The 22,104-nt window shown below is 32.9% G+C and carries 23 protein-coding genes and 2 tRNA genes; 12 read left to right on the forward strand and 13 right to left on the reverse strand.

The features are described 5' to 3' along the window. Nucleotides 1-295: 295 nt before the first annotated feature. Nucleotides 296-2,215, forward strand: a complete 1,920-nt coding sequence (locus DM397_RS09580; RefSeq protein WP_111377319.1) for an ABC-F family ATP-binding cassette domain-containing protein — start codon at nucleotides 296-298, stop codon at nucleotides 2,213-2,215. 243 nt (nucleotides 2,216-2,458) lie between these two features. Here DM397_RS09580 and DM397_RS09585 read toward each other — a convergent pair whose 3' ends face one another. Beyond that, nucleotides 2,459-3,421, reverse strand: a complete 963-nt coding sequence (locus DM397_RS09585) for an App1 family protein (protein WP_111377320.1) — start codon at nucleotides 3,419-3,421, stop codon at nucleotides 2,459-2,461. Between the two features lie 61 nt (nucleotides 3,422-3,482). Between DM397_RS09585 and DM397_RS09590 the strand changes: the two genes are divergently transcribed. Continuing rightward, entirely contained in the window at nucleotides 3,483-4,352 is an 870-nt protein-coding gene (locus DM397_RS09590; RefSeq protein WP_111377321.1) for a diacylglycerol/lipid kinase family protein, read from the forward strand. A gap of 185 nt (nucleotides 4,353-4,537) precedes the next feature. Here the strand turns inward: DM397_RS09590 and DM397_RS09595 are convergent, their stop codons facing one another. Together DM397_RS09595 and DM397_RS09600 are read right to left on the reverse strand one after the other, a co-directional pair. Continuing rightward, the gene (locus DM397_RS09595) at nucleotides 4,538-5,683 is read right to left on the reverse strand and encodes a GNAT family protein (RefSeq protein WP_111377322.1); all 1,146 of its coding nucleotides are present in this window, start codon (nucleotides 5,681-5,683) and stop codon (nucleotides 4,538-4,540) included. Between the two features lie 117 nt (nucleotides 5,684-5,800). Further along, nucleotides 5,801-6,289, reverse strand: coding sequence for a DUF1761 domain-containing protein (locus DM397_RS09600; RefSeq protein ID WP_111377323.1), 489 nt, complete (start codon nucleotides 6,287-6,289; stop codon nucleotides 5,801-5,803). A 179-nt stretch (nucleotides 6,290-6,468) separates the two neighbouring features. Between DM397_RS09600 and DM397_RS09605 the strand changes: the two genes are divergently transcribed. Continuing rightward, entirely contained in the window at nucleotides 6,469-7,311 is an 843-nt protein-coding gene (locus tag DM397_RS09605) for a leucine-rich repeat domain-containing protein (RefSeq protein WP_111377324.1), read from the forward strand. A 263-nt stretch (nucleotides 7,312-7,574) separates the two neighbouring features. Continuing rightward, nucleotides 7,575-7,880, forward strand: a complete 306-nt coding sequence (locus DM397_RS09610) for a hypothetical protein (RefSeq protein WP_111365111.1) — start codon at nucleotides 7,575-7,577, stop codon at nucleotides 7,878-7,880. Between the two features lie 66 nt (nucleotides 7,881-7,946). On the opposite strand, the gene DM397_RS09615 is transcribed toward DM397_RS09610, so the two are convergent. Then, nucleotides 7,947-9,146 (reverse strand): outer membrane protein assembly factor BamB family protein, encoded by a 1,200-nt coding sequence (locus DM397_RS09615; RefSeq protein WP_111377325.1) that lies wholly within the window; start codon nucleotides 9,144-9,146, stop codon nucleotides 7,947-7,949. Between the two features lie 106 nt (nucleotides 9,147-9,252). Further along, a tRNA-Glu gene (locus DM397_RS09620) sits at nucleotides 9,253-9,324 on the reverse strand. 431 nt (nucleotides 9,325-9,755) lie between these two features. Here DM397_RS09620 and DM397_RS09625 point away from each other — a divergent pair. From DM397_RS09625 to DM397_RS09635, 3 genes are all read left to right on the forward strand, one after another. Next, nucleotides 9,756-10,193: a GNAT family N-acetyltransferase gene (locus DM397_RS09625; RefSeq protein ID WP_111377326.1), complete on the forward strand. Its 438-nt coding sequence runs from the start codon at nucleotides 9,756-9,758 to the stop codon at nucleotides 10,191-10,193. A 48-nt stretch (nucleotides 10,194-10,241) separates the two neighbouring features. Beyond that, entirely contained in the window at nucleotides 10,242-11,042 is an 801-nt protein-coding gene (locus DM397_RS09630) for an SDR family NAD(P)-dependent oxidoreductase (protein WP_111377327.1), read from the forward strand. A 93-nt stretch (nucleotides 11,043-11,135) separates the two neighbouring features. Continuing rightward, complete coding sequence (locus DM397_RS09635) at nucleotides 11,136-11,513, forward strand: nuclear transport factor 2 family protein (protein ID WP_111377328.1); 378 nt, start codon at nucleotides 11,136-11,138, stop codon at nucleotides 11,511-11,513. Between the two features lie 102 nt (nucleotides 11,514-11,615). On the opposite strand, the gene DM397_RS09640 is transcribed toward DM397_RS09635, so the two are convergent. From DM397_RS09640 to DM397_RS09650, 3 genes are all read right to left on the reverse strand, one after another. Further along, nucleotides 11,616-11,688 (reverse strand) — tRNA-Met (locus DM397_RS09640). 91 nt (nucleotides 11,689-11,779) lie between these two features. Further along, on the reverse strand, nucleotides 11,780-12,304 hold the full coding sequence (locus tag DM397_RS09645; protein ID WP_111377329.1) for a DUF4269 domain-containing protein: 525 nt from the start codon (nucleotides 12,302-12,304) through the stop codon (nucleotides 11,780-11,782). Next, on the reverse strand, nucleotides 12,297-13,829 hold the full coding sequence (locus tag DM397_RS09650) for a glycosyltransferase family 39 protein (protein WP_111377330.1): 1,533 nt from the start codon (nucleotides 13,827-13,829) through the stop codon (nucleotides 12,297-12,299). Before DM397_RS09650 ends, DM397_RS09645 begins: the two co-directional genes overlap by 8 nt. Nucleotides 13,830-14,253: 424 nt before the next feature. Here DM397_RS09650 and DM397_RS09655 point away from each other — a divergent pair, with 424 nt between their 5' ends. After that, the gene (locus DM397_RS09655; RefSeq protein ID WP_142479109.1) at nucleotides 14,254-14,673 is read left to right on the forward strand and encodes a hypothetical protein; all 420 of its coding nucleotides are present in this window, start codon (nucleotides 14,254-14,256) and stop codon (nucleotides 14,671-14,673) included. An 89-nt stretch (nucleotides 14,674-14,762) separates the two neighbouring features. Here DM397_RS09655 and DM397_RS09660 read toward each other — a convergent pair whose 3' ends face one another. After that, complete coding sequence (locus DM397_RS09660; RefSeq protein WP_111377332.1) at nucleotides 14,763-15,308, reverse strand: DUF4494 domain-containing protein; 546 nt, start codon at nucleotides 15,306-15,308, stop codon at nucleotides 14,763-14,765. A gap of 373 nt (nucleotides 15,309-15,681) precedes the next feature. Between DM397_RS09660 and DM397_RS09665 the strand changes: the two genes are divergently transcribed. Next, the gene (locus tag DM397_RS09665) at nucleotides 15,682-15,924 is read left to right on the forward strand and encodes a hypothetical protein (protein ID WP_111377333.1); all 243 of its coding nucleotides are present in this window, start codon (nucleotides 15,682-15,684) and stop codon (nucleotides 15,922-15,924) included. 29 nt (nucleotides 15,925-15,953) lie between these two features. Here the strand turns inward: DM397_RS09665 and DM397_RS09670 are convergent, their stop codons facing one another. Beyond that, on the reverse strand, nucleotides 15,954-16,892 hold the full coding sequence (locus tag DM397_RS09670; protein WP_111377421.1) for a hypothetical protein: 939 nt from the start codon (nucleotides 16,890-16,892) through the stop codon (nucleotides 15,954-15,956). Between the two features lie 88 nt (nucleotides 16,893-16,980). Then, nucleotides 16,981-17,520 carry a helix-turn-helix domain-containing protein gene (locus DM397_RS09675; RefSeq protein ID WP_111377422.1) on the reverse strand — a complete coding sequence of 180 codons (540 nt, stop codon included), beginning with the start codon at nucleotides 17,518-17,520 and terminating at the stop codon, nucleotides 16,981-16,983. A 188-nt stretch (nucleotides 17,521-17,708) separates the two neighbouring features. On the opposite strand from DM397_RS09675, the gene DM397_RS09680 reads away from it, so the two are divergent. Further along, nucleotides 17,709-19,175, forward strand: coding sequence for a glycoside hydrolase family 130 protein (locus tag DM397_RS09680; RefSeq protein WP_111377334.1), 1,467 nt, complete (start codon nucleotides 17,709-17,711; stop codon nucleotides 19,173-19,175). A 389-nt stretch (nucleotides 19,176-19,564) separates the two neighbouring features. Next, nucleotides 19,565-19,810, forward strand: coding sequence for a hypothetical protein (locus DM397_RS09690; RefSeq protein ID WP_111377335.1), 246 nt, complete (start codon nucleotides 19,565-19,567; stop codon nucleotides 19,808-19,810). Here DM397_RS09690 and DM397_RS09695 read toward each other — a convergent pair. Further along, entirely contained in the window at nucleotides 19,807-20,568 is a 762-nt protein-coding gene (locus tag DM397_RS09695; RefSeq protein WP_111377336.1) for an alpha/beta fold hydrolase, read from the reverse strand. The two genes, DM397_RS09690 and DM397_RS09695, sit on opposite strands and share 4 nt — an antisense overlap. Then, nucleotides 20,562-21,464 (reverse strand): EamA family transporter, encoded by a 903-nt coding sequence (locus tag DM397_RS09700; protein WP_111377337.1) that lies wholly within the window; start codon nucleotides 21,462-21,464, stop codon nucleotides 20,562-20,564. The genes DM397_RS09695 and DM397_RS09700 overlap by 7 nt, the downstream gene beginning before the upstream one ends. A gap of 160 nt (nucleotides 21,465-21,624) precedes the next feature. On the opposite strand from DM397_RS09700, the gene DM397_RS09705 reads away from it, so the two are divergent. Beyond that, complete coding sequence (locus tag DM397_RS09705) at nucleotides 21,625-22,083, forward strand: Lrp/AsnC family transcriptional regulator (protein ID WP_111377338.1); 459 nt, start codon at nucleotides 21,625-21,627, stop codon at nucleotides 22,081-22,083. Nucleotides 22,084-22,104: the final 21 nt, after the last annotated feature.

The following is a 22,104-nucleotide window of genomic DNA, read 5'->3' on the forward strand; positions in this document are numbered from 1 at the left end:
GATTTTGAGTATAATGTTTGTCGCGATAATGTTTCTTTTTTTCTAAAATGCATATAAGAGTATATTCTCAATGCAATTATTTTTTGGCTCATTAAAGAAGAAAAACTCAGAATTAAATAAGGTTTTTAGTTTTTGAATTTTACAAAAGCTATTGTTTTTCAGTATAAAAACTTCAATTAAAAGTTATACTTTTGCACTTTCAAAATTGTAACAGGATAATTTGCCTGTTTACAGTTTATTTATTTAATGAATAAAAAGGTTTTCTAGCCTTTTTACATTTACAGCACAATACATTATGCTTAATATACACAATCTGTCCGTTTCTTTTGGAGGAACCTATTTATTTGAAGAAGTTACTTTTCGTTTAGGCGCCGGTGACCGCGTAGGTCTTGTTGGTAAAAACGGAGCAGGTAAATCTACAATGCTAAAAATGTTAGCTGGCGATTTTAAACCTGATTCTGGAGTAATTTCTCAAGAGAAAGATATTAAAATGGGATTCTTGCGTCAGGATATTGATTTTGAACAAGGAAGAACTGTTTTGGAAGAAGCATATGAGGCTTTTACAGAAATTAAAATTGTTGAGAAAAAACTAGAAGAAATTAATCATCAATTGGTGACTAGAACCGATTATGAAAGTGAAGAATATGCTAAGATTATAGAAGATCTTTCTGATTACACTCATCGATTTGATCTTCTTGGAGGATATAACTATGTTGGAGATACAGAGAAAATTCTTTTAGGTTTAGGTTTTAAAAGAGAGGTTTTTAATAACCAAACCGAGACTTTTTCTGGAGGATGGAGAATGCGTATTGAATTAGCAAAACTTTTATTGCAGTCTAATGATGTATTGCTTCTGGATGAGCCAACCAACCACTTAGATATTGAAAGTATTATTTGGTTAGAAAATTTCCTTCGTAATTATCCTGGAGTAGTGGTAATTGTGTCGCACGATAAAATGTTCTTGGATAATGTAACGAATAGAACAATCGAAATTTCGTTAGGAAAAGCATACGATTTCAATAAACCATATACTCAATATTTAGAACTACGCCATGAAATTCGTGAGAAGCAATTGGCAACTCAAAAGAATCAGCAGAAGAAGATTGAAGAAACAGAAAAATTAATCGAGAAATTCCGTGCAAAAGCTTCAAAAGCTTCAATGGCGCAATCGTTGATTAAAAAATTAGATAAAGTAGAAAGAATCGAAGTTGACGAAGATGATAATTCAGTAATGAATATCTCGTTTCCGGTTTCTAAAGAACCAGGAAAAGTAGTTATTGAAGCTGAACATGTAACGAAAGCTTACGGAGACAAGACGATTCTTAAAGATATTAGTTTACTGGTTGAAAGAGGAAGTAAAATTGCTTTTGTTGGGCAAAACGGACAAGGAAAGTCAACTTTCATTAAAGCGTTGGTAAACGAATTTGAATACCAGGGAAATATCAAATTAGGACATAATGTACAATTAGGATATTTTGCTCAAAATCAGGCTGAATATCTAGATGGTGAGATTACTTTGCTTCAGACAATGGAAGATGCGGCAACTGACACAAATCGTATGAAAGTTCGTGATATGTTGGGTTCTTTTTTATTCCGCGGTGATGATGTTGAGAAAAAAGTAAAAGTACTTTCTGGAGGTGAACGTAACCGTTTGGCGCTTTGTAAATTGTTATTACAGCCAATCAATGTGTTGCTGATGGATGAGCCTACGAATCACTTAGATATTAAATCTAAGAACGTTTTAAAAGCAGCACTTCAAAAATTCGGCGGAACTTTATTATTGGTTTCTCACGACAGGGATTTTCTTCAAGGAATGTCGAATATTGTTTACGAATTTAAAGATCAAAAGATTAAAGAATACTTAGGAGATATCAACTTTTTCTTAGAGCAACGCAATCTTGAAAACATGCGCGAAGTGGAGAAAAAGGATGTTGTGAAAAAAGAAGCTCCAAAAGAAAAAGAAGTTGCAAAAGTGTCTTATGAAGATCAGAAGAAAGGAAAAGCACTTCAGAACAAATTAAGTAAAATTGAAAGTCAGATTCAGCAATTAGAAAAACAGATCCAGCATGACGATAAAATGTTAGAAACCAATTATGACAAACATATTGAAGATGCTTCATTTTTTACGGCTTACAATAAAAAGAAACAAGATTTAGAGCAATTATTAATCGATTGGGAAGTTGTTTCAGAGGAAATTGATAGTTTTAATGCATAGTTTTTTTGTTTCAAGTTTCAGGTTTCAAGTTTTATCTTGACGAGTAATTTTTAACGCAAAGCACGCTAAGTTTTATATTTTACATTTACAATGTACAAAGTTCGCAAAGTTTTCTACTGATAAAGCTTTGCGAACTTTGCGTTTTATAAAACCTCAAAAGTTTAAAAAAAACTTGGCGTGCTTTGCAGTAAAATATTCATTCTATTCAAAACTTGAAACTTGAAACTTGAAACCTGAAACAAATTACTTAATAATTCCAATAGATCGAGAATGCTCAATAGCTTTGCTGCTTTCTTTAAAATAACAGACCGAAACATTTATACTTTCTAGATTTTTTAGAATCTTTTGAACTTCTTTTTTAGGAGATTTTCCAGTCTGTCTTATATAAACAGCAACCACAGTTACTGGAAATATTTTACAGATTCTTTCATAAAGCATTGGATCGTGTTGAGAATCATCGCCCATTAAAACATATTTAAGCGTAGGGTAAAATTCTACTACGTGTTTAATTTTTTCATATTTATGATCATGATTTCCTCTTCCGCTCATAAAGAAATCGGTAATGCCTCGTTTGATATCTTTTAGCAGAAAAACAGCTTTTGGCAGTTTGTTAATTCGTGTGAATTTGGCAATAAATCGGTATAAATTCCATTCGCTGCTAGAGATATAAAAAAAAGCATTTACTTCTTCTAGGTTATCTCTTCCCGCAGAACTTAAAGCTTGATAATGAGATACAACATCTTTGAAGACTTTACGGTCATTAACGTTTTTAAACAATAAAATATAAATTTTTCGAAAGATATTATTGGTGTGCGAAATCAAAAAAGTGTCATCGATGTCCGATATGATTCCAAGTTTACCTTTGTGAGGTCTTATAAAACTGCCTTTGCAGGTCGTGGTTTCGTTACGATATTTTATGCTTACTTCATAAGACATCCATCCGAAATGAGTTTCTTTTTCTAGCGGAATACAGAAGTTAAAGAAACCGTCATCAAGTGTTTTGGTGTGAATTACTTCGTTGTTGTAATGAAGATAAATATCAAAATTTTTAATAGTTTTTATTCTGAACAGTCGGAGAATAGAAGTGGCATTTTTTAATTTCCTTTTTTCAAAATTGTATTTGTTTTCCCTTTTTAAAACATGCCCCATTACAATTAGCTCTTGTTCATTTGCATAACCACGATATAATTGTAGAATTGGTTTCATTAATTACGTATATTTATGTAACTGTAATTTACTCAATTTAATTGGTTTTAAAAGTAAAATTTTGAAAAAGAATATTCTATTTGTTGTAAATCCTATTTCTGGAGACTTGGATAAATCAGATTTGATAGATGCTGTCGAAGAGTTTGCGGCAACCAATCATTTTGATTTGAAAGTGTATGAAACAACTGGAAAAAATGATTTAAGAGCAATACAATCTTTATATAATGAATCTGTTCCAGAACGAATTATTGTTGCCGGAGGCGACGGAACGATAAAAATGGTGGCTGAAGCTGTGGAAGAACAAGACGTGATAATTGGAATTTTGCCTGCGGGTTCTGCAAATGGACTTTCGGTAGATTTGAATCTTCCTGCTGAAATAGAGGAGAACCTTAAAATAGCTTTCCTACACCATTATATCGAAATGGATATGATTTGCATTAACGGCAAAAAAAGTATTCATCTGAGCGATCTTGGCTTGAACGCAAATCTGGTTAAAAACTATGAGCAAAGTGATATTCGTGGATTTTGGGGTTACGCATTGCAGGCTTTTACTGCGCTTAAAGAATCTGAAGAACCTTTTGTAGCAACAATTTCGGCAAATAATAAAACGGTACAGCATGTTGCAAGAATGATTGTAATTGCCAATTCTCAGAAATACGGAACAGGAGTCATCATCAACCCAAATGGTGCTATGAATGATGGAAAGTTTGAGCTGGTTATTTTAAAAAGTCTTGATCTGCTTTTAATTGGAAAAATAATTACTGGAAATATGCCGATTGATTCAGATGATATTGTAATAATTTCAACGAACAAAGCAGCGATAAAAACAGATTATCCTGTTAATTTTCAGATTGATGGAGAATATTGCGGAGCACAGACTTCACTGGAAATTGATATCCTGCATAAACAAATGAAAATTGCGGTTCCGTGATTTTATTGAAGAAATATTGGTGTTGTGAATTATGTCGCTCCACTGGAGCTTTTAGGGCTTGTGAATCATACATTTTCTACAAATATGTTGCTCCTAACGGAGCTTTTTTTAGCTCTGGAAGAGCGAAATATTTATAGAAAAATATGGCGATAAGACAAAGAGCTCCAGCGGAGCGACATCTTTTTTTATTTAAACGGATTTCTCTCCTGCCATTCTGTTTTGGGTTCCAAATAATTGAAAAATCTCGAAATGTTATGATTAATCAAAGCGTTGCTGTGCGTAATTAAACCGTACATTTTTACAGGTTTTGCACCAACAGAACTTTTGATTTCGAGAGCGGTTCTGGCAAAGACGATTTCACGAAAACCTTTCTTGATAGAATAAGCAATCATATCGTAGAGCATATTTAAATACAACATTTTCTCGCGCTGAATGCTTTCATCGTAACCCAAAAAGTACGTGTCCATTACTTCGCTATTTTTGATTAAAGTATTGAAGCCGATTAATTTTTCATCCAAGAAATAACCGTACAGAAGAAAGTTGTCTCCCATTATTTCTTTAAAAAAGCTAAAATGGTTGCGAGCTAAGAAAAAAGTATTGAAAGGTGCATTTTTGGCAACATGAAAATAAAGGTCGTAAATAATGTCTTCATATTGTTTGATATCAGAAAGAGACATTTGTTGTTTTACAATTCCTTCCGATTTTTTTCGTGCGCGTTTGTATTGATCGCGATATTTCTTTGACAGAGCGTCGATGTAATCTTGTTCGGTTTTCCAGCTTTCTTTGATGTTGAAAATCATATTAGGCTGCGTCGAAAAGGTATAATTGTTTTTGAATTCAGCTTGAAGCGGTTCGATTTCTTTTGCTGTAAAATCTTTTATGCTTGTTATGTGGACTTTTTTTCCGTTTTCCTTTAAATCTTTTTTAAGATGATTAATTGCTTTATGAAGTGTTTTTATCGCTTTTGATTCCTTGACGCTTTTGTCAAAAATAAAGGCATTTTGTCCTGTAAGCATATTGTTTCCAACGAATAAAACATGCGAAGCAAAATTCTTTAAAGCAAAATTACGCACCGAAGTTTTTAAGCATTTGTCACGTTCTCCAAAAGACTCTAGCTTTTCTGCAAATAAGAATTGCGTTAGCACAATTCCGATTAGTTTTTTTTCTTCAAAAAGTCCGATGAAATGGCAAGTCATGTTTACTGGACAAGAGTTTTCCAGCACTTCGAGATATTCGCGTGTCAAAAAAATGTTATTTGCTGCAAGCGAGTTCCATTCTACAGGCAGTAACGATGCGCTTTTGTAAATCTGGAAAGAATAAGTTGTATTCAAAAGAGTGAGCTAATTTCTTCAAAATTAGATAATATTTATAATAACTAAACGGGTTTAAGTTATTATTAAGAAAACCCGTTTGAGATAATTTTTCAAACGGGTTTTTTATAAGTGATATTAAGCAAATCCACAGATGATTCCGCCCATAAGAGTCAAGGTAAGAATCCAATAACCGCTGTGAATAAAAATATATTTCCAAGATTTTCTTTCAAACAAACCATTGATTCCAATTAATGGAAAAGCAAAAAATAATCCTGACATAAAACCGTGAAGCGCGCCATGTTTAAAAGTTCTATAAGCCATTCCGTAATCTGCCATAAAAGCTGCAAATGAAGGTTTTGCGCTGTCCATCAATGGTGGTCCGCCAACCATTCCGATTGCGCCAGACTGATGAATGGTTAGCGACATTAAAGTCATGGTAATCATTAAAGAAAAAACGTACGTTAATCCGAAAATTTTAAGCATATTTCCTTTTCTTAGCTCTTCTTGAGTAAGATTATTTTCTTTCATCCAGATAGTTCCGAATACTTTTGGGCTGTACCAGATAAAACCGGTTACCAGTGTGACGATAGCTGCAATGAATAATGCAACGAAGTTAATTTGCATAATGTGAGGTTTTTAGAATTAGTTGATCAAATGTAATCAAAAAAAATGCAGGTTTTTAAAAATAGTAAAAAGTAATGGAAATCTTACGAGTTAAATTTTTATCAACAGTTTAACGATATTTAGTGTAATATAGCTATGAATTGTATAATTTTACGCTAATAACAAATCCCAAATCTGTTATGAAAATTTTAATTACCTTTTCTTTAATATTTGCTTTTTCACTAAGTGTTTTAGCGGATACCGTTTCGGATAAAGAAAAAGAAGCGCTTATAAAGCTATATCATGCAACAAATGGTTTGCAATGGAAAAACAAATGGGACTTAAGTCTGTCTGTTTCTACCTGGTATGGTGTTAAAGCCGAAAACGGAAAAGTCGTTGCACTGAATCTGGCGGATAATAATTTGCAGGGAGAATTGCCAGAAGCTTTTTACGATCTTATAAATTTAGAATCGCTAAATCTGGAGAAGAATAAAATTGAAGGAAGTTTGTCTTCGTCAATCTTTAATTTGAAGGAATTGGAATTGCTTAATGTTGCTGATAATAAATTATCAGGCACAATTCCGTCCTCTATTTGTCAATTGACAAAATTGAAAGATTTAGAGCTTTTTATGAATAAGATTTCTGGAGAACTTCCATCAGAAATTGGAAAGCTGAATCAGTTGGAAATTTTAGCTGTTTTTAATAACGAGATTAATGGAAAGCTTCCTATTTCTATTTATAAAATTTCGGGATTAAAGATCTTGCTTTTAAACGATAATAAGTTGTCAGGAAATTTGACAAATGAAATTATTAATTGGAATGCATTGAAGAATTTTAGTTTGTTTAATAACGATTTTACAGGAGATATTCCGCAGGAAATTGAAAAGCTTAGCAATTTGGAAGAATTGAATCTTTCATATAATAAATTTACAGGAGAAGTTTCAAAAAAGATAGCTTTATTGGATGCTTTAAATGTGACAATGATAGACGAAAATGGAAATCCGTTTTTATTAGAAATAAACCAAGAAAATAAATTACAATAGTTTACCCAAAATTAATCGATGCTTATGAATGAATTTTACACTCGTTAAACAAGTTGATTAAATATATTTAGTTAATTGCCAAAACCGTAACTGTGTTACGGTTTTATGGTTTCTAGAGGTTTCGTCTTTTAAAAATATAACATTTAATTTAGAATTGAATTTTTTATGTTTGTCTAAATTTTTATAACTTTAATAAAAAGTATCCGGAGAACCAAAAACCGAATTAATCAGCGGTATTACTAATTACTTAATAAGAAGAAATCATGACACTACAATATCAAGGTGAACAGTACGGAAAACCAACTACTTTTACAATTAGAATTATTGGAAACAATTTGTCAAAAAGCAGTTCAAACTATCAGATCGATCTTTTGGTGGGCGACAAAAAACTGCCAACTTTTACAAGTGAAATTCACCAAAGTCTTTCTAATTGCTTAAGAGAAATCTACTTGTTCAGGAAACACAACGGAATCACATTCAATGAATCGTCAGAGAAAATAGTTTCGCTTTATGTTCCTTATGATAAAGTCTTGTATAACTACAATAAATATGCTTTGTTTAGAGCATAAATTTTTCTCAAAAGAGTAACAAAAAAAAGAAGCTTCTTCATTAAGTGAAAAAGCTTCTTTTTTTTATTATCGAATAATCTTTAAATAAGCGCTGTAAGGATCATCTTTAAGCGAAGTTCGCATGTAGTATACGTTTTCGTCTTTTTCTTTTAAATCAAACTGAATTAAGCCTGCATCGCAATAATAGTAAAGTAAGTTGTCATCGGCAGGAAATTCAATATTTGAAATTGGCAACGTAGTCAGTTTTTCTTCAAAAGCTATTTCGCCATTAGATAAATCCAATTCAAAAAGTTTTTTGTTAAGAGTATATCCCCAAAGATTATCAACTTCTTTAACGATGTATTGGACATTATCGCCTTTAAAATCTGTTTTCCAAAGCTGAGTTCCTGTTTTAGAATCAACGGCATAAATTGAAGAGACTTCAGGGCCTTGTGCTGCAAAGTATAGTTTTTTGTCGTGACATACTATACGCTCTTTCACATTGTTTTGGTTTTCGTCTATCTTAAACTGCCATAACACATCTAAGCTGTTTGGTTTTAAAGCATACAACCAATTCTTATCGCCGGCAATAAAAACACTTTCGCCATCGGTAACAGGTTTTCCGGTCATGGTTTCGTCAAAGCTTTTTTGGTAAAGCAATTTTCCTGTATTGGCTTCAAAACAATACACATTTGTTCCGCTTTGAGTAAAGATTTTATTGTCAAAAAACAATGGCTCAATATCGTTGTTTGGAGTGTCTAATTTGTAGTTCCAAGCTAAACTTCCATCTTTTAGATCTAAAGCGTATAAATTACTGCTCTGATTTTGATTTTGAGCAGTTATAAAAAGTTTTCCATTAGCTATAATCGGAGTCTGATCTTTTAAAACAATCTGGTCTGTGATGTTTCCTAATCTAGATTTCCAGAAAATAGTTCCGGTGCCATTATCTACGGCATAAATTTCGCCATTAATAAACGGAATATATACAACTCCGTCATGAATAGTAATTTTATTGGCGCACATTTCAGTATGAGCATCTGAAGCTTTTATTGTCCAAACAATACTTTCGACTTCTAAATCCCATGAAAAAAGCGAACCATCATAATCGTAAATTAAAATTGAGGTGTCGTCTAGAGAAATCTTTTTAAGTGGTTTTAGAGATTTATTGGTAACAGCTTCTTCTGCAGGTAAATTGCTGTTCGTGTAATTAGTTTTGCTGGCGGGCGCTTGTCCAGACATATTTGCAAAGGCGAATACAAATAAAAGGGCTATTAATTTGTGTTTCATTTTAAGATTTGGGTTGATTTTTTGATTGTCTTTTTCTCAAATATTTAAAGGAGTAAATATAAACAAAAAAAGCTCCAGATTTCTCTGAAGCTTTTGTCTTAGTAAGTAGTCCGTGGGGGAATCGAACCCCCCTTACCAGGATGAAAACCTGGCGTCCTAACCGATAGACGAACGGACCTGCTTTGCTATTGCGGGTGCAAAAATGCAACTATTTTTGAGATGTACAAAGCTTTTTTGAAAAAACTTTTTGATTTTTTTTGGCTGAAAATCATTTTGAATCATCAATATTTGTTCAATAGCTGAGCTAATTGGTTTGTATTTGTTTGATTAATAATTGGTTGTTTTGTGTATATGTCGAGAAATTGTTTATTTTTTAAGTGGAAAATATTTTTTCGAAATATTGAATAATTTTGTTTTTGAAAGAATAATCTTCTGACTTTTAAAAAAAAATTATAAAGACATACCCTCTTTACTGAATTGATATATCTTCCTTGAAAGATTATTTGTCTATTGCTTAAAAAATTATTTTGCAAATCCGAAGAATGGACTTAAATTCGTTGTAAATCATCATGACGTCAATGCTTTAGCGATTATGATAAATATAGAAATATGGAGTTTTTTTTAAGGCAAGCAGAATTAAATGATGTTGAATTTATAAGCAAGCTATCTAATCAATTAGGTTATGAAACAACAATTGAGAAAATGCATAAGCGGCTTTCAGAAATTTTAAACAATACCGATAATTGTATTTATGTATGTGTCGATAATGAAAATGTTATTGGTTGGGTTCATGGTTTTTATTCGCTTAGAGTTGAGTCTGATTCTTTTGTGGAAATTGGCGGTCTAGTAATAGATGAAAATTACAGAAGAAATGGAATAGGTAAAATTTTGGTTGAAAAGGTAATAGAATGGGCCGGCACTAGAAAAAGCACTAAAATCAGAGTAAGATGCAATGCGGTTCGCAAAGAAACTCATATTTTTTACAATAGAATTGGTTTTAACGAGACCAAAGAGCAAAAAATATTTGATATGAAATTAGGATTATAAAGACTATCGCAACTTAGAAATAACTATACTAATTAAAATTGATTCAAAATGACAAAAGCAAAAGAAGAAGTGATATGGATAACAGGTGCTTCATCTGGCATTGGAAAATCGATGGCCTTTGAATGGGTAAGATTAGGATATAAAGTGGTTCTTTCCGCAAGACGTAAAGAACTGTTGGATGAAGTTGCGGATGCTATTATGGATTCAGGTGGAGAAGCATTAGTAATTCCGTGTGACATAATGGAAGAAACCTCTATTGAAAATGCAGTCCAACAAATTATTAAAGAGTGGGGGCGTTTGGATGTGGTTGTAGCCAATGCTGGTTTTGGCGTTTTCGGAAGTGTCGAAAACCTAACAGCCAAAGATTGGAACAGGCAATTGCAGGGCAATGTGACAGGATTGGCTCTAACGGTAAAATATGCACTCCCACATTTAAAGAAAAACAAAGGACGAATTGGTTTGGTTGGAAGTGTTGGAGCTTATCTCCCTAATCCTAATGTGGGTGCATACGGTGCTTCAAAAGCAGCTGTAAACTCTATTGGCCAAACTTTGCAGATTGAATTAATGGGGACAGGCGTGAGTTGTACTACGATGCATCCCGGATTTGTAGTTTCTGAAATTGCGCGAATTGATAATGACGGAATCTGGCATCCCGAACAGTCAGATCCACGACCATCAAATTTAATGTGGCCTACTGATAAAGCTGCTAAAGTGATGGTAAGCGCTATTTTGAAAAGAAAGAGAAATTACATTTTTACAAGTCATGGCAAACTAGCCGTATGGTTGCAAAGATGGTTTCCTGGCGTGATGAGATCCATCATTTCAAAAGGGCCAAAACCAGATTTGTAAGTAAGTAGCTTGAATTAAATCTATGTTAAAAGAGCGGCTTTATTTCAATATTAATGTGAAATTTGTGAAATGTCTAATTAACAACAAGATAATATGGAAGAACAAATTATAGAATTGGAAAAAAAATACTGGCACGGAGTTGAAAACAATAACTATGAAACGGTAAGAAATCTGACACTGTTTCCTTGCATAGTTGCTGGAAAAAACGGTATTCAAAGTATCAGCGAAGCTGATTTCAAAAATATGTTTGACTCTGGACAGACCAATAAAATAAAAGTGCTGAACATCTATGGTGTAAAAGAAAAGCTAATTGCCGAAAATACTGCTGTAATAGGATATCATCTCGATTTTGAAATAGTAGATCAAAGTGAAAAGGCGCCTATAAAATGTGTTTGTACTTCTACTTGGGTAAAAGAAAATAACAAATGGGGGTGTGTGATGCATACCGAAACAGAATTGGAAGTAAAATAGTAATTTGTTGTATTTTTCGTTACTGGTACCAGCGTCTCGCTCGTGAATATAAAATATCATATACAAAAAAGCTTCAGAGGAATCTGAAGCTTTTCGTCTTAGTAGCGGGAACAGGACTCGAACCTGTGACCTTCGGGTTATGAGCCCGACGAGCTGCCTACTGCTCTATCCCGCGATGTTTCGGGTGCAAAGATACACACTAAATACGGTTATGCAAATAATTTTAGTACTTTATTTTTTATAATTTTTATAAAAGACGACTTTTCTTAGATTTTATAATCCAATAATTCTTGGTAAACGTTTCCGTTTAAGCCTAGTAGCAAGCCAAATGCAGGTTCGGTTTTTATACCGCTTTCTTTTAGTTTTATGATCTCTAATCTAAAGTTTTCGTCTCTAGAACGAAGAATCTGGTCTTCAATAAGCATGTGTCTGTAGCCATTTTGAAGTTCTGTTGGAATATTTTGTCCAAAGATTTCGATTTCAAAAGTCTCAATAAAGAAGTTTGCCACAATAGATTCTTGATTGTCAATTATAATTTCTCGAATCGAAAAATGGTTTTTGTTTTCGAATAAACATTTAATTCTTTCAATAAAAACAGATTTGTTTTGCCAATAACAAACAATATCCAAATCGCTATTTTCAATATCAATATTTATCGGAATTGTGCCAACCAAAATAGGATCAAAATCTGCAAGATTTTCCAAAATTTGATGTTTGGTCAAAATATGAAAGGCGGTTTGCTGTTTAAGGTTTCCTGTTTTTAAATAAGATATGTCTTTGAAATTAATCATTTATAATATCGCTTTTTTCTTCGTTGATTTCCTGTTCTAATCTCTTGTTGATATCGATTTTAGCTTTTTTGAAAACAAAAATTGTAGTTCCGTATTCTCTGGCGTATTGATTTTTTATCTGACCGCCAATAGCAGACGTTTCAAAATACGGACTTGTTTCTTTAAGCTCCTCATTGTTTTCGTCAAATTCCTTAACGCGAATCAGGTTTTTGTACTGAATACTAAGATCAAACCAATTGAGATAATCGGCGTTGAAAGAAACCGCTTTTATTCCTTTTTTAGAATAAAAATTGATGGCTCCCGCTTGTCCGTAATTATCGCAGAGCACGATAGTTTCTTTTTGGTTGGGCATTAAATCGTAAAGAGAATCTGTTTTTCTGGCCAATTCTTTCCAGCCCAGCATATCAGCAAAATCTTGAGGCAAATGATGGTCTTTTCCGTCTTCCCAGCGAAGCATTCCCATTTTTTTATATTTCTCTGAATGCGCTACCATATATTCTGGACTTTTATTTGGAAAAGCAATGTTGTACATCGGAATAAAAAACAATAACGGAAGTAAGATAAAAACAGGCTTTAGAAAACGTTTCCATCCGTTGTTTAAAATTTCCGATAAAAAAACAGCTCCAAAAGCAATGTATATTGGATATAATCCAATTGCATAATAAGCTTTGGCTTTGAAGTAAATAAAAATCAAAAGCGTGAAAACAAAGGTTGCAAAAAACAACTGGTACTTTTTGAAAGGTTGGTAAAATAAAACGGCATAAAGTCCAGCTAAAATCACCAGTAATCCGCCGATAAAAAAGAGAATCTGTTCTTTAAGAAAATTGGCTCGATCTACATTAACCAATTGCGTTTCGGCCAATTCCTTCATATGATGCACAATAGGAAAATGGTTGCTATACTGCCAATAGAGATTTGGAAGAATTAGTATTAATCCTAAAATCAAGGCGAAATAAAACTCTTTTTTTGCCAGTATTTTTCGTTGTTTAGAAAGTAAAATAGCGGGAACTAATCCGAGGAACAAAAATACGATATTGTACTTGTTCAGGAAACCCAAGGCGAAAGTTATTCCAGCGAAATAAATCCATTTTGTGTTTTCTGAAGTAATGTATTGTATCAGAAAATAATAAAATGCAGTCCAACATAAAACATCAAAAGAATTGGGCTGATATAGTGTGTTGAGACGAAGAAGACAAGAAAGCAAAACACATAAAGCACCTAATATTAAAGCGTAAAGATTGCCTTTTAAAAGTTCTATAGTTTTCCAGACCACCAAAAGCGTCAAAGCGCCAAATAGGGCAGGGAAGAACTTGATCCAGAAAACTGAATTTCCGAGTAGATAAATAATATACGAAAACCAAGAAGTAACGGGCGGAACAGACAAATAGCCCCAAGCCAAATGATGCGCTTGATCCAGATGCAGATATTCATCGCGTTGCAAATCGTATTCGGGACTCACTAAAATACATTGAAGTGCAAATTTTAAAATGATAAACCCAATTAAAATAAGTGTTCTTTTGTTCATGTAGATTTTGGTTTCTTAGGCTTGTTTGGTTTTGTGGTGTAAGTAGTTTCAAATCAACACGTAATTCTGTAGCTAAGATAGGACTTATTTTGATTTTTGAATGTTTAGAACATTTCATAAAATACCAGTTGGGCGCAATTAATTAAACACATAGAAACATAGATTTAGAATGTTTAAAAAAGGCGTTTCACTTGTTTTAAACAAACATAGTTGACTATGTGTTAGAAACTAGTTTCTTTTTTAAACTCTTTTCGACACGTAGAATCTATGTTTCTATGTGTTGAATAAAAATAAATTACTCCAAATGGGGTTAGCGTAATAATGTAAAGTGCGGGTTTTTAGATAATTATGTTATTGAAATGTTAGTTGGATGAACATTTTTATTACCTTTATTATCAAGCAAATAACTTTAAAAGAAAATACCATGAAAAAGAAATTATTGATTTTAGTTGTCTTTTTAGGGACAATTTCATTTACAAATGCACAAAGTATAGGAGATGTTACAAAAGCGGCGAGTAAGGCGTCGACAGCGGCAGTACCCGGTTTTGATGTTGCTAGTTTAGCGAATCAGGTTATGGGGGTACTATCTCCAAAATTGAAATTAACAGATGCTCAAAAACCGATTGTAAATTCATTGGTAAATGAAACTCTAAACAAAAAGAAGAATATTTTGCCTACAATGGCTACTGACAAGGCAGGTTATACTTCTAAAATGACCACCACTAGAGAATCTTTTATATCCAAAATGAAAAAGAATATCAGCCCAACACAATTTGATGCACTTACATCCTTATTGCCCAAATCAGCTTCGGCAGTGACGCCATTGGCAAAAATGCTTTATTGAAATAGCTTAAAAATAAAAAAAGCAAAATAGAAATCTATTTTGCTTTTTTTATTTTCAAATTTTCAGAAAATATCTTTGATCGAAAGGTCTTATTCCTCGACAGTTTCAAATTCCATGTGGTCGATAATTTCTGCTTCTGGCTTTTCTGGTTTAGAAGCTTTCAATGCATTAAATCTTTCCAGCATTTCTGTTTCGCCTTCTTCACCGCTGAAATAAGGGAAAACATCCATAATTGGGGTTTCTGTAATAGCAGGAATAGAATATTCGCCCATTGTATTTTTCATTATGTGAAGTGTATTGTCATAAGCTTCACGAACATCATTTGCCTGAACTAACATATACATGCTTGTTTTTCTTTCTTTACCGCTTTCTTCATCATAAGCGATTAAAGTGATTTTAGATTTAAACCATCTGTCTGCATTTTCAAAAGGATGAATTTCGGCATAATTTGCCACTTTGATCGCCGTGATTTTAAATTCTTCACTAGTATAAGCGGCCATTTCCTCAGTCATTCTTTTTTCAGCTTCTGTATAAGACAAAGCATCGACCAAATAAGGCTCGGTTAAAACTTTTTGTCCTCCAGTTTCATCTGTCTTTCTATATTTTACTTTGCATTCGTACCAAGTTGCGCTCATCTCTTTTTAAATTTTAAGGATGCCAAAGATAAATTTTACAGCAGAAATAATAGTTAAATCTTCAAATAGATATTCACAATTTTAGATGATTTTAGGTAATGTTTTGAGAATCTGAAAGTTGTGATTTTTACTGAATAATTTGGCTTCATTTTTTATGTTTTTAATGTAAAACGCTGTAAAACAATCGTTTGGTTTTTAAACTGAAATATTATAGAAAAAATATGAATTTTCTGAAATCCAAGTAATCGATTTATTCGTAAGTACCAATAATAATGGCTGGGAATGGAGTTAAATTCAAATGATATTGGTTTTTGGAGCATATTGAATTTTCGCATTTCCAGCTATTATTTTTATCACTATTAAAAATAAAAGGTTGGGAAAATTAAACGTTCAGAAGTTAGCAGAGACTTTAAAATATCTGGAAAGCAAACAGCGCGAATTAAAAAGACAAGATCAAAAAGACACACGAAGTCTAGATTCGATGATTAAATATTTGAAAAAAGATATGATGGAACAGCACAATTTATCTGACCATTATCAATTGATAAAACAAGAAATTAAAGATACCGAAACTTTTATTGAGAGCGTTAAAAACATCATTGAAATCAATTCTTAAAAACACTTAATATTATAGAATTTTACTTTTTATTCCAATTTGAATTTTTCGTTTTTGCAGTCTAGAATCAATTTGTGGTTCAGGAAAAGTTTGTTGCCAATCATTCCCTGCATTCCAGAACGTTTCATCAAGAATTTTTGAAGATCTGAAGTGCCTTCGATATAAGTAACTTCAGAAAGGTTCAATGTTATTTTTCCAAATTGTATTTTCTTTTTCGCGGAAGCGGAATACACACTCAAAGTATTTCCCCACGAATTTCCTTTTTCGGTTTTTATCTTACTGTTTTTATTGCGGTATTGCTGCCAGATTTCTTTTGTTGTAATGAGTTCATAACCGCTAGTTCCAGAATCGTATAGCAGTTTTAGTTTTTCATTTTCGATAACGGAAGGAATGAGTATTTTACGTTTTTTGAATTCAAAATCGGTGAAATCATCTTCTTTGATTTTTTCGATGAATGAACATTGATTGTTCTTGAAATCTAAAACAGTAACACGTTTTTCTAATAAATCGGTTCCGATTGTACCGATTATGTTCACGGCTTTTAAATCATCAAAATTGATTTTTTCACCATAATTCAAAACTTCAAAATTATCTGAAGATATATTCATTTTTCCAATTGTGAAAGCAGTAGAAATCGTGGAGTTTTCATTGCCAATTATCAGTTGATTTTGAAATTTTGCTGCGATAGATTCTAATGATTTTTTGTAAAAAACGGTAATAGGCGAACCCGAATCAAATTGCATGTAGAATGTGTGATTAACTCCTTTTATTTTAACAGGTAAAAGTAGAGCAGAATGGGAGTTGCCGTTGCTCGAAATCCATTTTGCTGGAATATTTTCTGCAACTCCTGAAACATTTAAATAGTTTTCTGGCGGGGTGAATTTCTTTTGAAAATAAAAATATCCTCCGAGCAGGAACAAAATGATACTAACTAAAAATACGGTTGCAATTTTCTTAAATAATTTCATGGTCTGTTTTTTCTGCAAGATTCGGATTTCGATTTCGATTTTCGTGCAAAAACAATACGACAGTTTTACGCCATTTTTATGACTTGAATTATAAGAAGTTGTTTTTCAGTTTTATAGATAACTCTTGTTTTTGGTTTAAACTGATTCCGTTTAGAAAAACAATCAGGAGTTTTAAGCCCAAATATGCAATTAAAGGAATAATAAAAAGAGGAAATTTTAAAGTAAATATTTTTTGGATAAACGGACTTAAAATCATTAAAAGAGAAATCACAAGGCTTAAGACAATTTGAACACTTGCAATTTGTTTTCCTAATTCTTTGTTTGTTTCATCTTTAGTTTTGTAGGTTAAAATTAAAGGAAAAATGATGCTCCCAAACGGAATAATAAGCCCAGATAAAACAGAAAGATTAATGAGTTTGGCTCTGTCAATTTGAGCATTTTCTTTTTTAACGATGAGGTTTTCAGGATCGGTTTGAAGAGCTTCAGCAATAGTTTTTAGGGTAAAACCTTTGAGAATATTTCCAGCTTCAATTCTCTGAATGGTTCGCAATGAAAGACCCGATTTTTCGGCAAGTTCATTTTGAGTCATGTTTTTTTCTTCTCTCAAAAGTTTAACTTTATTCTTCATGGTTTTAAACTGCTGGTTTAAAGACGAAATTATGAAAAAAGTTTTGATGAAATAGGTACGAATAAAACCTTTGATTATATGCCAATTCAAAGTTTAATAAAAAATTAAGTTTTTTTCTTTAACAAAATTCACTAACTTGTTGTGTAATAAATGATTCCTTTAATGATGTTGTCATAAAATTTCCAGTTATGCGAGTATCCGTTGTTCGAAAAAATGTAAAGTTGTTGCCAGATTCTAAAAGAGTTGTTGCCCGATATTTTATGAATGGGCAGGAAAGGACCCAGCAAATGGTGCTTCGAATAATGATGCTGGATGAGAAACAAGTACTGCAGACTTTGGAGCAGACACTTCGCGAATTTGCCAGAAGACATCGAAATATCTCGGCTGTATTTTTTAGACACTGCGAAAGAATTCGTCCTATAATTGAAGGAATGGAGATCGATTATGAGGCCATGTCTCTAGACCGAAAAATGCTTATTGGATCTTATTGTACAATGGAATATGCCATAGAATCGGCGGCGATTTTTAACCCTTCAATTGTTGAAGATTTTGATCAGACGGGGCTGGAAATGGGAGAAAAACGTGTTATTATTTCTTTTCGTGCAACGGGCGAAGGCCATATTTCGTCGATTGTTTTTAGAAGAGCCATTTTAGACCGTGACAATAATCTGCACATTATGAAGATAGGAAATCATATTGATCAGGCAGAAATCGAACATAAAACATTATTTAATAAAGAGCGGTTTTTAACTAAGTTGTATGAGATGCATACAACTGATAAATATATCGCTCAGATTATGCAGGATCTTCCTGAGGAGTTTGAATTTGCTGTGCTGAAAAACACGCTTATTGAAGCTTTAAAAGATCCTTTAATTAGAGAAGAGAGAAAAGTTGCGCTGGAAGAAATATTGTGGCTGGCGAATTCTTTTTACGATTTGCAGTTCAAACATGATTCAGATATAACAGAACGCGTCATTTTTCCTATTTCTGATTCTGAAAGCCGAGGAATAGAAGATGCACGTTTTGTGCGTTTTGTTGATGATAACGGTTCTGATCGCGTTATGGCAACTTATACAGCTTATAACGGCCATACAATCCTTCCTAAATTAATCTCAACCGAAGATTTTTATAGTTTTAGAGTTATGCCACTTCACGGAGAAGGAGCGCAGAATAAAAACCTGGCTTTATTTCCTCGAAAAATAAAAGGCAAATATGCTATGCTGGCGAGAATTGATGGTGTGAATAATTATATTATGTATTCTGATCGTGTAACGCAATGGAATACGCCAATTCTTTTGCAAAAGCCTAAATTTACTTGGGAATTGACCCAGATAGGAAATTGCGGTTCTCCATTATGGACAGAAGAAGGCTGGCTTGTTATTACCCATGGAGTTGGTACAATGAGACGTTACTGTATTGGTGCTTCATTATTTGATTTAGATGATCCGTCTAAAGAAATAGGAAGATTGACTGAACCTTTGCTTTCGCCTTCGGAAGATGAACGAGAAGGCTATGTGCCCAATGTAGTATATTCTTGCGGCGCGATTATTCATAATAACAGTTTGATTCTGCCTTATGCCGTTTCAGATTATTGCTCAACTTATGCTGTGGTGGATATGGTTGAATTGCTGGATGCGCTGAGGAAAAGTAAATAAACTTATCTTTTGTTTTTAAGATTAGGGATTTTCTTCGTCAGGTTTCTCCAATATCGTTTTGGCATGTGTTTGGTATTTTTTCTTGATTTGATATTAACACTGCTGAATTTTAGTTTTTTAGAGCGAAAAGCCATTCTTTCAATACCAAGAATTCATGTTAGAAAATTAGCCAAATAAGCTGTTCTAAATTGTATTAATTTTTTTTGGAAGGTTATTTTTACATTAAAAAAATAACTATATTTAAAATTCAAAAAACAGGTATAAATACGGGTTTGTAGATTGTTGAAACTTTATACATTCGCCGAAAGAGAAAAACTGATTTCCCCCCTTAACATTGGTTTTTCAAATTTAGAAGTATTAGCAAATATTAGGAACAAACGGCTAAAACAATGAAATTTGTAAAAGGACAAGATGTTTCCTACACAGCATTGAGTGGGATATCTTACAAGGGAACTATTATCGAAAGAAAAATGGTTTTTAAAAAGGGGCTTATAATAAAATCGACTTCAAAAGAAAGTGATTTTCATTATCTTATTGAGATACACAAAAATGGCACAACAGAGAAAATTCTATGTGCCGAAAATCATCTTATATTATTAGAAAAGAAAAAACGCGTTGCAAAGAAAGTGGCTTAGTAGTTCTCTGCTATAAATGCAGCGATTTTATCTAAAACAGTTTTTGGAGCTTCTTTGTGTGGAGTATGTCCAACGTTTGGTATGATATATTTTTCAGTTTTTCCAGATACGGCATTTATCGTTTTCCTGACTTGATCTAAAGTTCCATATTCATCTTTTTCGCCTTGAATAAATAGCAACGGAGATTTTATTTTGGGGAGAAGGTTTTCAATGTTCCAATTTCTAAAATCAACGCGGAGCCAAGTTTCAGTCCAAGCTTTAAAAATAGTTTCCGTTTTGTTTCCGTGATATTTCTGAAGTCTTTCAGGTAAGTTTGTGTTTTGATACGCAACGACAGCCTCACGAATACCGTTAAGCGTAATTTCTTCAACAAAAATATGTGCCGCTTCACAAATAACCATTTTAATGCGTTGCGGATATTTACTTGCAGCAATCAATGCAATCGAACCTCCATCGCTGTGTCCAAATAAAATAGCATTTTCAATTTTTAGCTTTTCTAGAATAGTATTTAAAACGTCAGCTTCTAATTCTAGATAATTTACAGGACGAACATAAGTCGGCATTGGGTCAGATTTCCCATATCCTAATCTATCATAAATTAAAATATTACATTGAGAAACCTCAGCAATCTGTTTTGGAAAATCTCTCCAAAGTTCTACACAACCTAAAGAATCGTGAAGAAATACAATTGTAGGGCGATTTTCAAACTCATTGTAATGTTCGGCATAGAGATTATTTCCGTCTATATTGATTAGCATATTACGGTTTCGTTTTGGATTTCTTTTTCTTTTTTAGCTTTCGAAACATTAAGATAAACAATTGAGCCAAGCATTATAGCAATGCCGACAATTTGCAGAAAGGTGACTTTTTCGCCCAAAATAATGTGCGCACAAAAAACAGCAGCAGGCAATTCTAGCGTTAATAAGACTGAACTCAAACTCGAACCAATTTTAGGCATTCCGACTGTAAAACAGATTGGCGGAATCACGGTTCCGAAAATGGCCAAAAATGTTCCCCATTGCAATAATCCAAAATCTAAATGCGTGCTAGTGGTAATCGCTTCGCAGTTGATTAAAAATATAATCATGGCAGAACCACTGGTCATTAAAGCACTTTTTTCAAACATTGGCGTTTCTTTGCCAATTTTGCTGGTAAAAACGATATAAAGCGTATAAAGCAATGCCGATAATAAGCTCAAAGCGATTCCTGTAAAAGAAATAGCAGCATTGTTTAGATCTAAAAGATTCCCTGCAAGAACGGTTCCTAAAATGATGAAAAGTGCAGAACCAATCTCAACTGTATTGGGCTTTTTCTTAAAAAATATCCAATCAACCAAAATGCTAAGCCACGTAATCTGCATTAATAAAACAATCGCCAAAGAAGCGGGAATATAAGCAACAGATAAATAATAAGTGTAAGCAGAAGATCCCATTGTGATTCCTGCCAAAAGCAATTTCCAGTTTAAAGCCATTTTATGACCGTTTTTTAGGTTTTTAAAAATCGCGATCGACCATAAAATTAGGGTTCCTGCAAGTGCTTGTGTCAAAGTGATTTCGGCAGGAGAATAACCTTCTCCGTATGCGATTTTAGCAAAAGAAGAAAGCATTCCGAAACTTAATGCGCCCAAAGCTACAATGATAATATATTTGTTCATTTTTATTCTTGAAATATGTTTTGTACAGACAAAAGTATATAATGAAGAATAAAGGTCGATATTTTAGATTTAAATATGTATTTAATGTTTTAAAATGTAATTATTTATGTGTTTTGTCCGAAATTGAATTATTTTTTATACTTTAACTGGAAAAAATCCGATGCAAGAATTAAGCAAACAAGAAATAGAGTTACTTCGAATCCTTCAGGAGAATGCAAGATTTGATATTACAGATTTGACTGAAAGACTTAATATGTCGAGAACTTCGGTTTATGATAGAATTAAAAAACTCGAAAACGAAGGCTATATTAAAGATTATGTGGCGATAATTGATCCGAAAAGGGTAGGGTTAAATTTTACGGTAATTATTAATGTTTCTCTAAACAGTCAGCGTTTAGAATTGGTTGAAGAATTTTCGAGACAAGTTGCGGCACTCGATGAGGTTGTTGAAGGATATGTAACAGGAGGAATCTTCGATTATGTTCTAAAGGTTGTGGTGAAAGATCCCGAATCGTTTAACGATTTTATCAGAAAGCTTTCGGATATTCCTAATATTAGTAAAGTACAGAGTTCGTTTGTAATGAGTTATATCAAACAATCTACTAAATTGCATTTTTAGATAAAAAACTACGCAAAACTT

Source organism: Flavobacterium nitrogenifigens (assembly GCF_003254565.1).
GTDB lineage: Bacteria > Bacteroidota > Bacteroidia > Flavobacteriales > Flavobacteriaceae > Flavobacterium > Flavobacterium nitrogenifigens.

Excerpts from the sequence above, each read along its gene's own strand:
- DM397_RS09580 (WP_111377319.1), top strand. The coding sequence starts at position 296 with ATGCTTAATATACACAATCTGTCCGTTTCTTTTGGAGGAACCTATTTA.
- DM397_RS09585 (WP_111377320.1), bottom strand. The coding sequence starts at position 3,421 with ATGAAACCAATTCTACAATTATATCGTGGTTATGCAAATGAACAAGAG.
- DM397_RS09600 (WP_111377323.1), bottom strand. The coding sequence starts at position 6,289 with ATGCAAATTAACTTCGTTGCATTATTCATTGCAGCTATCGTCACACTG.
- DM397_RS09605 (WP_111377324.1), top strand. The coding sequence starts at position 6,469 with ATGAAAATTTTAATTACCTTTTCTTTAATATTTGCTTTTTCACTAAGT.
- DM397_RS09610 (WP_111365111.1), top strand. The coding sequence starts at position 7,575 with ATGACACTACAATATCAAGGTGAACAGTACGGAAAACCAACTACTTTT.
- DM397_RS09615 (WP_111377325.1), bottom strand. The coding sequence starts at position 9,146 with ATGAAACACAAATTAATAGCCCTTTTATTTGTATTCGCCTTTGCAAAT.
- DM397_RS09625 (WP_111377326.1), top strand. The coding sequence starts at position 9,756 with ATGGAGTTTTTTTTAAGGCAAGCAGAATTAAATGATGTTGAATTTATA.
- DM397_RS09630 (WP_111377327.1), top strand. The coding sequence starts at position 10,242 with ATGACAAAAGCAAAAGAAGAAGTGATATGGATAACAGGTGCTTCATCT.
- DM397_RS09635 (WP_111377328.1), top strand. The coding sequence starts at position 11,136 with ATGGAAGAACAAATTATAGAATTGGAAAAAAAATACTGGCACGGAGTT.
- DM397_RS09645 (WP_111377329.1), bottom strand. The coding sequence starts at position 12,304 with ATGATTAATTTCAAAGACATATCTTATTTAAAAACAGGAAACCTTAAA.
- DM397_RS09650 (WP_111377330.1), bottom strand. The coding sequence starts at position 13,829 with ATGAACAAAAGAACACTTATTTTAATTGGGTTTATCATTTTAAAATTT.
- DM397_RS09655 (WP_142479109.1), top strand. The coding sequence starts at position 14,254 with ATGAAAAAGAAATTATTGATTTTAGTTGTCTTTTTAGGGACAATTTCA.
- DM397_RS09660 (WP_111377332.1), bottom strand. The coding sequence starts at position 15,308 with ATGAGCGCAACTTGGTACGAATGCAAAGTAAAATATAGAAAGACAGAT.
- DM397_RS09670 (WP_111377421.1), bottom strand. The coding sequence starts at position 16,892 with ATGAAATTATTTAAGAAAATTGCAACCGTATTTTTAGTTAGTATCATT.
- DM397_RS09675 (WP_111377422.1), bottom strand. The coding sequence starts at position 17,520 with ATGAAGAATAAAGTTAAACTTTTGAGAGAAGAAAAAAACATGACTCAA.
- DM397_RS09680 (WP_111377334.1), top strand. The coding sequence starts at position 17,709 with ATGCGAGTATCCGTTGTTCGAAAAAATGTAAAGTTGTTGCCAGATTCT.
- DM397_RS09690 (WP_111377335.1), top strand. The coding sequence starts at position 19,565 with ATGAAATTTGTAAAAGGACAAGATGTTTCCTACACAGCATTGAGTGGG.
- DM397_RS09695 (WP_111377336.1), bottom strand. The coding sequence starts at position 20,568 with ATGCTAATCAATATAGACGGAAATAATCTCTATGCCGAACATTACAAT.
- DM397_RS09700 (WP_111377337.1), bottom strand. The coding sequence starts at position 21,464 with ATGAACAAATATATTATCATTGTAGCTTTGGGCGCATTAAGTTTCGGA.
- DM397_RS09705 (WP_111377338.1), top strand. The coding sequence starts at position 21,625 with ATGCAAGAATTAAGCAAACAAGAAATAGAGTTACTTCGAATCCTTCAG.